This window comes from Hyunsoonleella jejuensis (genome assembly GCF_900111025.1).
Lineage (GTDB): Bacteria > Bacteroidota > Bacteroidia > Flavobacteriales > Flavobacteriaceae > Jejuia > Jejuia jejuensis.
This window is the reverse complement of record NZ_FOFN01000001.1, coordinates 1,416,707-1,431,128: the sequence shown is the minus strand read 5'-3', so window position 1 is coordinate 1,431,128 and position 14,422 is coordinate 1,416,707. Positions and strand designations below refer to the sequence as shown.

At 35.8% G+C, this 14,422-nt stretch carries 8 protein-coding genes; all 8 read right to left on the bottom strand.

The window, feature by feature from the left end:
* Positions 1-8: 8 nt before the first annotated feature.
* Positions 9-1,421, bottom strand: a complete 1,413-nt coding sequence (locus tag BMY39_RS06175) for a sulfatase (RefSeq protein WP_177176551.1) — start codon at positions 1,419-1,421, stop codon at positions 9-11.
* Positions 1,414-3,213 (bottom strand): alpha-L-fucosidase, encoded by a 1,800-nt coding sequence (locus BMY39_RS06170; RefSeq protein ID WP_143064745.1) that lies wholly within the window; start codon positions 3,211-3,213, stop codon positions 1,414-1,416. The genes BMY39_RS06175 and BMY39_RS06170 overlap by 8 nt, the downstream gene beginning before the upstream one ends.
* A 157-nt stretch (positions 3,214-3,370) precedes the next feature.
* Positions 3,371-4,453 carry an endo-1,4-beta-xylanase gene (locus BMY39_RS06165; RefSeq protein WP_092577183.1) on the bottom strand — a complete coding sequence of 361 codons (1,083 nt, stop codon included), beginning with the start codon at positions 4,451-4,453 and terminating at the stop codon, positions 3,371-3,373.
* Positions 4,454-4,567: 114 nt separating this feature from the next.
* Positions 4,568-6,142, bottom strand: a complete 1,575-nt coding sequence (locus BMY39_RS06160; protein WP_177176550.1) for a sulfatase — start codon at positions 6,140-6,142, stop codon at positions 4,568-4,570.
* An 18-nt stretch (positions 6,143-6,160) separates the two neighbouring features.
* Complete coding sequence (locus tag BMY39_RS06155) at positions 6,161-7,798, bottom strand: sulfatase family protein (protein ID WP_092577179.1); 1,638 nt, start codon at positions 7,796-7,798, stop codon at positions 6,161-6,163.
* A 195-nt stretch (positions 7,799-7,993) separates the two neighbouring features.
* Positions 7,994-9,598, bottom strand: a complete 1,605-nt coding sequence (locus BMY39_RS06150; RefSeq protein ID WP_092577177.1) for a hypothetical protein — start codon at positions 9,596-9,598, stop codon at positions 7,994-7,996.
* A 2-nt stretch (positions 9,599-9,600) separates the two neighbouring features.
* Positions 9,601-11,121: a RagB/SusD family nutrient uptake outer membrane protein gene (locus BMY39_RS06145; RefSeq protein ID WP_092577175.1), complete on the bottom strand. Its 1,521-nt coding sequence runs from the start codon at positions 11,119-11,121 to the stop codon at positions 9,601-9,603.
* Positions 11,122-11,137: 16 nt separating this feature from the next.
* A complete protein-coding gene (locus BMY39_RS06140; RefSeq protein ID WP_092577170.1) occupies positions 11,138-14,278 on the bottom strand; it encodes a SusC/RagA family TonB-linked outer membrane protein in 3,141 nt (1,046 codons plus the stop codon).
* Between the last annotated feature and the right edge of the window lie 144 nt (positions 14,279-14,422).

The window sequence follows — 14,422 nt, the reverse complement described above, 5'->3', positions numbered from 1 at the left end:
TGTTTGATTTATATTTTCTTGTAATCTGGATTAGGTTTTGGCGCTTCGTGCCCAACCTCCTCTTTCCACTGCTTTAGTCTGGTTTTAAGCTTATGGACTTTTTCGGGATAATTTTTAGAGACCTCTCTGGTTTCATAAGGGTCATTATTCAAATTATACAAATAATAGGTGTCTGATTCCACAACCTCTGTTAATTTATAGCCCTCTTGCTGAATCACATTAACCCATTCTGAAGCAAACGTTTGTCTCTTCGCATTATACCTTGAATAATTTGTGTATTCCCAAATAAGGGCATCGCGTTTTAATTTTTTGTTTCTATTGCTTAAAATAGGGAACAAACTTTCTCCATCAAGTACTAAATTTTGAGGTTTCGGAGTTCCTGTCATCTCTAAAATAGTAGGATAAATATCAACATGAATAATAGGCTCTTTGGAAATAGACCCTGCCTGAATGTTATGCTTCCACTTAAATATATAGGGTACGCGAATACCACCTTCTAATGTTTGGCCCTTAACACCTTTATAAGGTTGATTGAAGATGTTGCTTTCTGTTTTATAATGGCCATTATCTGAAGTAAAAATGATAATAGTTTCTTCTTCAATACCTAATTCTGATATTGTAGTTAATAAGGCACCAATATTATCGTCTAGACCTTTAATCATAGCCAGCACTTTAATTTCATCTTTGCCAATTATGGTATTGTCTTTTAACTTGTTCTTTACATACTCAAGGTCTTCCGGTTTTGGCTCTAAGGGTTTATGTACCAAATAATAAGGCACGTAGGCAAAAAAGGGTGTTTTGCTTTCTACAGCATTTTTAATAAAATCAATTGTTTTTTGCGTTACTAGATCTGATGCATAAACCCCATCCTCAAGGTTTTGCTTAGGTTCTGTTTTAATGGTGTAATGTCCCGTAATTTCAAAACCTTCATCAAACTGGTTAGGTATTCCCATTGCACCTCTTCCTAAATGCCACTTTCCATAGGCTGATGTTGCATAACCATTCGCTTTCAATGCTTCTGGAATAAGTGTTTTTTCGGGCGCAACTCCCACACCTTGTCCATGAACCCTGTTATTTTCAGGAGGTAAATATTGCATATTAGAAAGGGTAACTGCGTCTTTTTTAAAGCGATCTGCTACCCGATACACCTTATGCCTTGGCACATATTGGCCCGTCATAATTGAAGCTCGTGAAGGCGCACAAGTGGGGTCGTTACTGTAGCCATTTGTAAAATGCATACCTTCTGAAAAAAGGCGATCTATATGAGGCGATTCAACTAGGTTGTTACCATAGCAGTTCAGGGCATTAATACCTAAATCATCTGCGAGAATAAAGACTATATTAGGCTTCTTAATGGTTTTCTGTGCTTTAGAAACAAAAGAAACTAAGCTTAAAACTGTTATAAAAAATAATCTATTCATAAACATTAAATGCAGTGATTTGAATGGCTTTTGTATGTTCTCTTGGTTTAAAACGAATACCAAATATGTCGCTACCGCTTAATTTTATGCGCAACCCTTCACCAATAGTTGTTCCAGTACAAATAGTGTTCCAGTTTCCGTTTTTATCTTTAGTTTCCAAAGTAAATTTACGTACGCAATGCGAGCGCATATTTTCGCTCAATAACACTGTTTTTATTTTTTTTGCTGATTGAAAATTCAATGTTAAACTCGCGTTACTATCATCTTTAGCTGGTTCCCACCACGACTTTAAGTGAATACCCTCACTAAACACATTACCTTTAGTATTATAAATAACTTCTGGCTTGTGTTTCGGTTTTATAAAAGAAGATGCGGTTACGTTAAATTGTTTTTTAGATAATGGATTAGCTTTCCAAGTTTCAATACGTTCAAAATTTAATGGATTTTCAGCTAAAGTTAATTCTACTATGTTGTCGAGGTTTTTAATAAATTTATTTTTATTAAAGTGAAGTACCAATGTTTTATTTACAACATCGTAATTTTTAAAACCTTCAGTAATCCCTTTTGCTGAAATAATTTCAGTTGGAAGCATTGGTAATTCTATTGTAGCTTCAGCATCCTCTGATAATTGTTGCAATACGTGAATATAAAGTTTGTTCCCTGTCTGGGTTGAGGCACCATAATCACCACCAATATAAATGCCTCTACGGGTATTTTTAATGGTGTGCCCGTACTGTTTAATCCACGCACCCACTTTATCAACTTCATTAGCTTCGGCTTCAACAAACGTACCTTTGCCGTTAGGACCTAGATTCAATAATAAATTACCCCCATTTCCGGCCACTTGAATTAACATCCCCAAAACGGTTTCATAAGGTTTAATAGGGCCTTTGGGGCTATACAACCATTTATCCGTCATGGTTAAGCAGGCCTCCCAATACCTATGGTGATTTACAGGACCTAAAGATTGCTCTGGGGTATCATAATCCCCTCTATCTGGCAAGGGCCAGCCAAAACCCGTTCTGGCGTTGCTAAGTATTCCCGATTGCCACTGTTTCATATCCTTTAGGAGATGGTAACTGTCCCATTGCCAATATTTTGTAGCTAAATGATCCCAAAACACGCCATCTATTCTACCGTATTCGGTAAATAGCTGTTTTACATGTTGTTTCATGTAGGGCAAATAATTTTCGTAATGTTTTTCCCTTAAATTATCTGGATGCATCCAATCAGGTTGCGAATAATACCAAAAGAGTTTGACTCCGGCCTTATGGGCTGCATCAGATAGTTGTTTACAAATATCTTTACCGTATGGCGTGTTCATAATGGTATAATCTGAATTTTTTGCATCAAAAAAAGCAAAACCATCATGATGTTTTGCAGTGAACACTATATATTCGGCTCCCCAATCTTTTACGTGTTGCATCCAAGTATCAGCATCAAAGTCTTTGGGGTTAAACGTTTTGTATAAATTATCGTAAACCTCGGGAGCCTCACCGTTTGTAGCTGGTCGCCCTGCACCTGGTCTTTCCCCAAACCTTCCCCAACTCAACACATTGGTTTTTAATAATGCCGGACCCCAATGCACAAAAATGCCCAGTTTTGCGTCTTTAAACCATTGCATTTCAGCTTCAGTAGCATACAGCTCGCGTTGTTGCTCTGCTGTTACGTAATATGTGGCATCCTTGGCAGGAAACTGCCATTGGTCTTTGTAATTTCCTTTATTACTATCCTGTGCAATACTTGAGGAAGTAGAAATAAAGATTAATATTAAGAGTATATAGTACTTCACCTGTATAAAAATTGTAATCAAACTACTATTAGTAAGGCCTATAAATATTATTTAGACAGCTTTAAATTCTAATGTTTTTTTCAAATACTTGTTATTGAATAATCGTAATATTTATTAATTCGAAATAAATTATGCTTAAATAAAGTTCTACAATCTATTATTTTAATAATACCTGTAAGACTTCATAAGCTGGTGTAGGGTTTAATTGTTCATCGTAAATCGAATGAAAATTTCCCTGACCTTTATGAGGACGAACAGATAAATCCCAGAGGTTAAGTGTTACCGTACCGTTTTTACTTTTTTCCAGGAGTACATCCACAATTTTTTGATACACTTCTTTCTGAACTTGACGTTCTTTATCTATAAGGCTTTCGTCCTTTATTAAATAATCCAATTCTGTAACATGAAACTCTAAATCGTTTTGATGTGCCCAATCAATTAAGTCTCCTAATTTCTTTAAAGTTACATCTGCATTATCTATAAAGTCTTTTCGTTTAGCCCCTAATAATAAATGCCCTTGCCAACCCAATCCATCTACGCGCAGCCCTTTGGAACGTAAGTATAGTATAGTGCGCTTAACTTTATCCCACATTTCGGTTTCCATACCTGCATTTTGATTATAGACTAGCTTGATATTTGTAGCATGTTTAGTAGCTATTTCAAAAGCTCTTACAATGTATTTAGGATATCCGTTTGCATCGAGTCCTATAGTTAGCCAGGGATTCTCCCATTTATCTGTACCTTCTTTGGGACCAAACCAATCTCCATTAGCCAATACCGTTTCATTAACAACATCCATCCATTTTACTTGGGTTTCATTATTAAAACGTTTCGCGAATGCCGTTGCAAATTCTTCTAAATTTTGTGATAGCTCTTCGGCTGTTCTATGGTCTTCTTTTGCCCATTTTGAGGCTTGCGGACTTATGGGCCCATGCAACCGCATTATAAGATCATGTTTTTTAGCAAAAGCCATGAAAGCATCAATTTTAGACCAGTTCCATACATCTGGACTAGGATGAATGATACGTTGTTTGGCTTCATTAGCTGGCGTTAGATATTTGAAATCTTTTAAATAGAGCGCTTCTTTTTTGGTACCAAGCTCATGGTAATTTAAGGTTGCACCAACAAGCAGATTTGGACTGCTATTATTAACACTTTTAAGTTGGTAATTATCGTTCGATTTACAATTATAAAATAGCAACGTAAAACCAAGATGTGCAAGAGCTATATAATACTTCATTTGCTTGTTTTTTAAAGTTGTTTTGGTCTAACCAACGCTTTATCCTCTGATGTTGAAATTTTTGCAAAAAAAAGCGATGACAACCATCGCTTTTAAAAATCACGCTATTAATTATTAGTTTCCTAAGTGATTTTTAAGTGTCGTTTTTAATTGTGCAGCTACAGCTTTATATTCAGGATCTTTGGCAAAATTCTTTGTTTCTAATGGATCCTTTTCGTAATCGTATAATTCTATGCCTACAATATTATCATTGCTATAAGTGTTGAAACTTTTGTAATTATTGTGCCACTCCGTATATCTATAACGTTCTGTTCTCACGGCATACCCCATACGTTTTCCTCGGGCATATTGATGGTAGGCATAATCTACATCAATAGTGGTTTTAGAATCTGAATCTAACAGAGGCATTAACGATTTTCCATCAGTTTGTTGGTGCTGTGGCACTCCTGCCAAATCGAATATGGTTGGAAACAAATCTACCAAATTTACTGGGTGGTTTGATTTTTGACTTTTTGCTACACCAGGGCCAGCAAACATAAACGGAATACGGGTTGCTTGCTCAAAATTTGAATGTTTACACCATTCGGTGTGATCTCCTAGATGAAATCCATGGTCGCCCCATAACACAATAATTGTTTCGTCTAATATCTTACGCTTTTCCAGTTCGTCTAAAAGCATGCCTATTTGCGCATCGATATACGAAACACACGCCATATAGCCATGTATAAGTTCTCTTTGTTTGGCTTCAGGAAGTTTATCTCCTACGCCCAGGTCATTATCAATATCTGTAAAAGCTCTAAGTTCTCCAAAAGAATGGTACGCTAATTTTGGTGTACCATCTGCTAGTTCTTGAAATTTGGCCAGTTCAATTTTATCTCTATCATATAAATCCCAATACTTTTTAGGAGCCACAAATGGCAAGTGCGGTTTTTGATACCCCACCGCTAAGAACCAAGGCTTGCTTCCAGATTCTAATTGATCTAATTGCTTTAATGCTGTTTGTGTGAAAAGACCATCGTTGTAAGCTTCATCACTCACATCTACACTCTCTGTACTTGGTTTATATCTTTTAAGTGCATAGCCTCTGGTTTTCCACTTTTTTATACCTTTACTTAACGCTTCTTGCGTTATAGCGTCAAGCTTTTTCTTTGTTTCAGGGTCTTGGTAATACGCGTATGCAGGATCTCCGTAAGTAGGATCATAATTTTTTGGCATTTCATGAGGGATACTCCAAGTTTTTCCGTCGTGTCCGTCGGCCGCAGAAGGGATATGATAAATTTTTCCAACACCTGTGCTTTCATAACCTTGTGAAATTAAATATTCTGGCATGGAAACTAAGTTTGGCGCAGACTCCCTAAAATCGGTATGTAAATCCCAAACCCTAGTTTTATCTGGGTTAGCACCTGTCATTACACTTGCTCTTGAGGGACCACAAACGGCATATTGCACGTGTGCGTTTGTAAAGGTCATACCCATATCCGCCAAACGATCAAAATTAGGTGTTATCATTTCTGAATGGCCATAGTTTGAAAGCAAAGGTTTCAAATCGTCAATAGCAATGAAAAGAATATTTTTTTTATTACTACTAGATGCTATAGCTTCACTCTTCTTTGAGTCTGTGCTAGCCGTTTTTTGTGTATTGCAACCAGCCATAAATAGTATAGTTACAAAAGCTAATGTGGAATACATCCTATTCATTCTTTTTTTTTATTTGGTTAGTATGTCTTGAACTGATGCCTCGCCCTCTTTATTTGAAATAAGTCCGAAATCGGCATCCGTTATTTTTCTGAAATCTGCTAAAGATTTATTGTTTTCGTATTTATCCATTAAATCTTTCAACTGCCTTTTTAAATCTTCAACAACATTCGCATATTGCGGATCATTTATAATATTATTTATTTGTTTTGGGTCTTTCTGCAAATCATAGAGTTCCCATACATCAATATTATAGTAAAAATGGGCAAGCGTATAGTTTTGTGTTCTAATACCATAATGTGGCTGTACATGATGCCAATATGGAAACTCATAATAGTGATAATACATAGCCTGTTGCCAATTATCGGGTGTTTTTCCTTTTAATATTGGTTTAAAGCTTTTCCCTTGCATGTTTTGGGTAGTTTTAATATTGGCCACATCAAGCAACGTAGGTGCAAAATCAATATTGGTAATAATATCATCATTTACAGTTCCTGCTTGTACTTTTTTAGGGTGTTTTACAATGAATGGCATTTTTATTGACTCTTCGTAAATAAATCGTTTATCAAAAAAACCATGTTCACCTAAATAAAAGCCTTGATCTGACGTAAATACAACCAGAGTATTTTCTGTTAAACCGTGTTTATCTAAATATTCAAGAACACGTCCAACATTATCATCAACCGACTTTACACAAGCCAAATAATCTTTAATATAGGTTTGATATCGCCATTTTCGACCTTCTTCATCACTCACTCCCTTTGGCTGAACTATCTCTTGAGGTTTTGCTCCAAAAAATGCCCATTTTACTTTTTCGATTCCTTTTAACCCTTCGGGCTCTTCTATCTTCATATCTCTATTGGAGAAATAATCCATAGTCATTTCAGTATCACCAGCTGTAAGTTCACGTCCTTTGTAAGAATCATTAAATGTATCGGGATATGGCATTTCAATATCTTCCCATAATTTTTCATATTTCTTGTCCGGTTCCCATGGCCTGTGAGGGGCCTTGTATTGTAAAACCATCAAGAAAGGTGCATTTTTTTCTCGATCCTTATCTAGCCAGTGTAATGCAAAATCCGTACTTAAATTAGTGGCGTATCCTTCAGTTTTTTCGTCTTTCCCATTTACATTGTAAACTGGGTTCCAATACATCCCTTGTTGATTGGCTGCGTTATGATATTTAAAAACATCGAATCCTTTAGGCTGTGAGCCTAAATGCCATTTACCAAAAAGTGATGTTTGGTAACCGTTTTTTTGAAACTCTTGAGGAAATGTCCATAGACTGTCATTAAATTTTCCGCCGCTTTCATTTTTATAATAACCATTTATGTTACTATAATCACCTGTTAAGATAGCAGCTCTACTAGGTCCACAAATAGCATTGGTGCATAATACATTTTGAAAAAGCATACCTTCATTAGCTAGCTTGTCTATGTTTGGTGTAGGTGCAATATCCTTAAATATGCCGCCATAACTACTGATAGCTTGAGTAGTAAGATCATCTGCCATAATATATATAATATTAGGCTTTTGGTTTATTTCATCATCTGTATGCATCGCCAAAAGATGTTCCTTATTCTTCAGGTGACATGCAGCAGCCAAAATTAATGCCGCCCCAATTACAATGAAACTTATTTTTTTAAACATATTTAATACTTTTTAGGAGAAGCTTACTGTACCATTTCTTAATATTTGTGGATTGGATTTTTGTTCTCTATATACCTAGCTATTCTTTATTGCTATTTTTTAGCGTCTTTAGTAGTTATAATTTATGAAACCTCATCTTACTGGCCTTAAACTAGCTTTTTAAGACCAGTAAAATAAGAGATATTTATTTTTCTATTAATTTTCTTCTGCTGGAAATGGCGTAGCATATTCCGCACTGCATGAATCGATGATATATTGTCCATTTTGAGCTGCACTAGCATTACCCAAAAACCATGCTATTTTTAAATCATTTCCGGCGATGTTACTCAAATCAACATCTACATTACCTACAATATTAGGTGTTCTTGAGCCCCATGTATTCGACCCTGGCCATCTTGGATCCCCAATAGGCATCACTGCAGTCCAATTTGCCGCATTAAACGTTCCAGACTCTAAATCTGATGTAGAGTCACCAGCGTACAATGCGCGTTGATACGTCTCAGTTGCAAACCTATCATTATAGCCAAATATTTCACCAAAAGTTATCCTTAAGGCCCTTACAACAGTTATATCTATTGTTCTTACCAAATAATGGTCGTCTGTTCCTGGATTGAAAACCCTTAACCCTTCTATATCAGGTGCTCCGGCTTTTGTAACTACTACTTTTTGCCATGCACTTGTAGTACCCAAAGTGTAACCTGTATATTCTGGATAGCTAGCGTTTACTGGATCTAAAGCACCTGTCGTAGTATCGTCAAAAGTATCGTCGAATAATTTTGACGTTTCCCATCGGTTCTCTACAATCAACTCAATAATATCTTCAAATTCTACTTCAATGCCACTAGCATTTGTTGCCTTTACTCCTAGACTATATGTGCCAACGGGTAAATTTTGATCAGCAAGTACTGAAATTGAACCATTAGTATTTACAATTATTCCATCTGTTACTAGAGTTTCAGGCAAAATAACATCATAACTCACAGCTGTCATACCATTTAATGTTGGCACTTCAGATGTATAGGCAGTCCAAGGTGATAGTGTAACACTTGTTAAGGGTGCTGTACTACCAGTTTGCACATAAGCAATAGTTGGTGCATCACCCACTGTTACAACAGTTAAATTCTCCACGGTAACAGCCCCTAAATTAGTAGTAACCTTAACTGAAATAGGATTATCTCCCGAGTTTGCTGGATAAGATTTAGAAATTTCACCCGTATCCTTATCTATACTAAATCCTTCTGGAGCATTTACTAAAGTATAACTTACTGAAGTGATTAAGCCAGAACCTGAGGTGTCTGTGTATGACGCCGTAGCCACAACGCCTTGTTCAAAAATACCAGCTGTTGGGTTAGCATTATCCACTTGAACAGTTACCGGAACAGCATCAATATCTATTTGTAAAGCCCTTTGGTAGGTAACAACACCTAAAACATAGGTTAAATCAACATCAACAAAGTACGTTCCTGGAGAAATTTCACCATTATTTTCATAGGTAATTACTCCAGTATTATTGTCAATTTTAAATCTAGATCTATTAAAAGTACTTCCAGCAGGTGCCTCTATATCTGCTATAAGAAACTTACTCGCCCCTTCAACATCAACTGTAGGAGCTTCAGAACTTATATCACCTATTAAGGGGTAAGTGCTGATATTTGTATACACAACATTACCATCATTGTCTGCCAATTTTTTCGGGGTATATTCATTATATTCTGAATCTATGCGTTCTTCACCGCACGATGAAAATACCAAACCAATAAGGCATAAATAGAATATGTGCTTAATATTTATAGTTTTCATAATTATCCTGATATTTCGTTATTGTTATTAATTTCTGATGCTGGAATTGGCAAGTACATTACCTTATTCTCATCAGTCTCAAATGTTACATCAACATTGGCATCAAACGTTGGTGCTGTGTTGTGAGGAATAATCACATTGTTTAAAAAATAATTATATCCTCTACGTCTATTATTAAACCAGTCATGACATTCTGTAACCAATTCGAATTCGTATTCACGCATTATTGCATCTCTAAATGATTCTTGGCCACCTAAATACCCTGAGTGAGGCGTTAAACCAACTCTATCTAGAACTTCCTGTACATAACCTAGTTGCTCACCATTTTGTAACTCATTCGAAATTTCTGCAAGCATTAACAATACATCTGCATACCTATAAATTTTGAAGTTTTTAGCCGTTTCTCTACTGGTATTGTTAGGATCTTTAGAACCCAACTTAAACGCCCATGGAAACGCATTGTTAAAATTATTCCTTGCTCTAAGTGGGTAAACCGTAATATTATTACCATTTCCTGAGTGCGTATATTCTAAAAGATAATTAGTATTCAACCTCGGATCGTTTGGATATGTAGATACATGTCTGTCGTATACTTCTGCATTTATTTTAAGCCAACCAAACGTATTGGCCTGAGTGAAATTTGAGGGTGTAAATGCTCTGGTATGATCTAAAGAGGCTCCTTCTGAGGATTGTATTTCAAATATAGACTCTTCTGTATTATTACCCGTATCTATATCGAACAGCCCATCGTAACTTGGATATAAGCTATATTGACCATATACCTTTTTAGCTTCATTATAAGCCAATTGCCAATAGTTACCAGATTCTGGTTGATGAGATGACGGTGCCGTAGCCAATGTCATATATACTTTGGCCAATAACATGTCAGCAGCAAAAGGTTTCGCCGTTCCTGCTCCAATAGTACCATTCATGTATTTTTGAGCGTTTTTAGCATCTGATATAATCTGAGTATAAATATCTACAATTGGAGATTTAGCAACATGCACCGTTTCTAAGGTTGTAGGTTCTAACCTTAACGGTACTTCTCCCCATAGTCTTACCAAATTAAAATAATTAAATGCCCTTAAAAAATAGGCTTGACCGATAGCATCATTGATGCCTAATTCTTCAGCTGTTGCAGCGTCGTCAAAAGGTACCCCGGAAACTATCGCATCGTTATTTCTTGCAATTGCTTTATAAATAGCGCCCCAAGCATTGTCGGACTGCAAGCTATTTGAAGTGGGGTTTAAAGATGCTAAAGTGGTATTATCAATACTGCTATTACGATTACCGCCACGTCTGGTTACACCAAACCCAGAGTTTAAATTAACCAGAAACACAAATTGATTCCCATAATAAAAATAATCACTGAAAGCAGAGTACATACCTAGTGTGGCTGCTTTTGCGTTACTTGCCGAACTATAAACGTTTTCGTTTGCCAAATATGGCGGTTCTTCCTCTAAACCACAATTAAATACTGTGAAGCCAAGGATTGCTATTAATATATATTTATAATTTTTCATTGTATTCAATTTTTTATTAAAAGTTAAGGTTTAATCCTAATATTACAGTACGCACATTTGGCATCCCTAACCAATCTACACCTAGTATATTACCGTTGTACGAAAAGCTTGTTATTTCAGGATTATAACCCGAATATTTCGTAAACGTAAACATATTTACACCTGATACATATATGTTGGCATTAGCAAATGTATTTGAGTTTTCTACGGGTATATCATAACCCAAAGTAATATTACTAATCCTTAAAAAACTACCATCTTCTATAATTCTATCGGTAATAGAAATAGCTGTTTGTTCTTTTCTATAACCTATTCTTGGAACGCTATTAGATGGTGCATCTGGTCTCCATGCATTATGATACGCATACGGAAAAATGTTTTGAGTATTCCCGTCGGGAGTTGCCCATTTAATATTATTTCCGTTGGCAATATCATTCCCTTGCACACCATTTATCAATACATTTAGAGATAATCTTTTGTATTTGAAATCTAGAAAACCTCCATAAGTGAAGTCTGGATTTGGATTACCGATTATGGTTCTATCATTCCCATCAATCTCGCCATCTCCATTTTGATCTATTATCCTTATATCTCCAGGCTGAAATCCATTCGGTAGACCTGTGTCTCCAGTTTGCCATATTCCATCAGTTTCCCAACCGTAGAATAAGCCTACTTCTTCACCTTGAATAAATGCATTCGCCGGCGCTTTAAAATAAGTTCCACTAGAAATATTATCTCCTAAATAAAAAGAACGTTGTTGGTATGTTCCATCGATAAGAATTTCAGATTGTGAACTTCCTAATTTGGATATTTTGACTTGATTGAAAGCAATGTTACCTCCAACTTCAAAAGTAAACTCATCCTTATTTACTAATAAACCACTTAAAGTTACTTCAAGCCCTTTGTTTTCAATATTTCCACGATTTACCAATACAGATTCAAAACCAGCTGAAGGTCCTAAATTTTCTAATTGTAAAAGATCTTGAGTTTCCTTTGAGTAGACATCAACAGTACCAGAAATTCGATCATTAAAAAATCCAAAATCCACGCCAACGTTTATTTGCTCAGTAGTTTCCCATTTTAAATCTCTATTTCCAATGTTAAGTGGAATAAAACCTACACTTGTTCCATTATCTGGGTTACCATATAGTTGAGGCCCATAGTTACTTAAGGTTTGATAAGGTTGAATACCCTGATTTCCTGTCATACCCCAACCTGCTCTAAATTTTAAATTAGAAACCAATTTTGAATTTCTAAGGAATTTCTCGCTTCCTGCTCTCCAAGCAAGCGCTAAAGAAGGGAAGTAGCTAAATCTATTCTCTTTCGAGAATTTAGACGAACCATCTGCCCTAAACGTACCAGTGAAAATATACTTATTATTTAATGTATAAGTAGCTCTACCAAGATATGACAGCAATTGTGTTTTTGTTGGACGTACTTCTAAAGGTCTAGAAATAACCTGACCATAAGCTGGTTGATCTGCTCCAAATTCTAAAGTTGAAAAATCTGTGACTGCATACAGCTCGTTTCTAGTATCTCTAACATCATATATTAAACCTGCAACTGCATTTATCCTATGCTTTTTATTAAAGTTTCTATTAAATAGTAATAGGTTGTTAATTTGATATGCTTTACTGTTTAATGAAGACATTTGCAACTCGCCATTAGACGTGCTTCCTTGGAATGTAGTTAAACCATAAAAACGATCACGCGATTTATCTCTGATATTACCACCTGCTTGAACTTTGTACTTCAAGCCTTTACCTAAATCATAGGTTAAAGCAATATTACCTATCAATCGTCTTTCTTCTGATAAATCTTGAAAATCGTTTACCCATGAATAAGGGTTAGAAGTTTGCTCATCATCATCGATAGCACTTTGCTCATCAAAAAACGGCCTAAATGTAATTAAGTTGTTTATAAAACTTCTTTGCCCTCCCGCTCTATCACCATCTTGAGCAAATTGTCCGCTAGAATAAAACATATTTAAGCGCGCATCTAATTTTAATTTCTCAGAAAGGTCTTTAGATAAATTTATATTAAAATTTCCGCTCTGAAAACGCGAGTTATCTACAATACCACCTTGATCGTTATAAGTAATACTTGCATAATACGAACCACTATCGTTACCTCCACTAAAATTAGCACCGATAGATTTAGAAAATCCTTGTTTATAAATTTCATCGTGCCAATTTACTTGGTTTACAGGTTCCGCTTCAATAGTGGCACCAGTATTGTTATAATTAATTCTAAACACGTCATTGCCTTCAATATGGAATTGAGGGTTAAGTCCATCTACTAAATTTGCCTCATTTTGATATTTAGCAAAATCAACACCATCTAACACATCTATTCTTTCATTTATTACTGAAACGCTTGACGTTACAAAACCTCCAATACTGGCTTTTCCAACTTTTCCTTTTTTGGTTGTAATTAAAATAACACCATTTGCACCTCGTGAACCATAAATAGCTGTTGCAGATGCATCTTTTAGCACTTCAATACTTTCAATATCTCTAGGGTTAATACCATTCAAACCATTTTGATTCTCTTGTAAATCGTTACCTCCTCCGGCGTTAGCAGCATCTTCACCAGCTGATGATATAATTACACCATCTACAACATAAAGCGGCTCATTATTTCCTCTCAAACTGTTCGAGCCCCTTATACGAACGCTTACACCGGAACCTGGTGTTCCATTTTGAGTCACCTGAACACCTGCTGCCCTACCTTGAAGCAACTGGTCTACAGTGGTGTTTTGAGCAACAGCAGCTTCTGTAACTTCAACTGAGGTAACAGAGCCCGTAATATCACTCTTACGTGCAGTACCATAACCAATTACAACAACTTCGTCCAATTGGCTTGTGTCTTCTTGCAATACGACATTAACCTGCGTTTGTTTATCTACAGTAACCTCTTTGCTTTTGTAACCTAAAAAGCCGTAAACAAGAGTAGTTGGAGTACTATCTACAGTTAATGAGTACTTCCCATCAAAATCTGTAACCGCCCCTTTAGTTGTGCCCTTTTGCAGCACTGAGGCTCCTGGTAACGGTTGTCCCGTATTATCCGTAACTGTACCCGATATTGTTTTTTGAGCCAAAACAAAACCTGGCAGCAAACAAATAATTAATAGTTTAATGAATTTTGATTTTTTCATTTGTTAATTTTTAGTTTGTTTAAGTTTAATTGATTTTAGTTTTTGCTAGAAAGGAAATTTCCATTCAGCAGAATAATGATATTATTAATGTAAATGTATTTATTCTATTTAATCCATGGGTCAGTTTAGAGTCCTAAGAGGTTT

Excerpts from the sequence above, each read along its gene's own strand:
- BMY39_RS06175 (WP_177176551.1), bottom strand. The coding sequence starts at position 1,421 with ATGAATAGATTATTTTTTATAACAGTTTTAAGCTTAGTTTCTTTTGTT.
- BMY39_RS06165 (WP_092577183.1), bottom strand. The coding sequence starts at position 4,453 with ATGAAGTATTATATAGCTCTTGCACATCTTGGTTTTACGTTGCTATTT.
- BMY39_RS06160 (WP_177176550.1), bottom strand. The coding sequence starts at position 6,142 with ATGTATTCCACATTAGCTTTTGTAACTATACTATTTATGGCTGGTTGC.
- BMY39_RS06155 (WP_092577179.1), bottom strand. The coding sequence starts at position 7,798 with ATGTTTAAAAAAATAAGTTTCATTGTAATTGGGGCGGCATTAATTTTG.
- BMY39_RS06150 (WP_092577177.1), bottom strand. The coding sequence starts at position 9,598 with ATGAAAACTATAAATATTAAGCACATATTCTATTTATGCCTTATTGGT.
- BMY39_RS06145 (WP_092577175.1), bottom strand. The coding sequence starts at position 11,121 with ATGAAAAATTATAAATATATATTAATAGCAATCCTTGGCTTCACAGTA.
- BMY39_RS06140 (WP_092577170.1), bottom strand. The coding sequence starts at position 14,278 with ATGAAAAAATCAAAATTCATTAAACTATTAATTATTTGTTTGCTGCCA.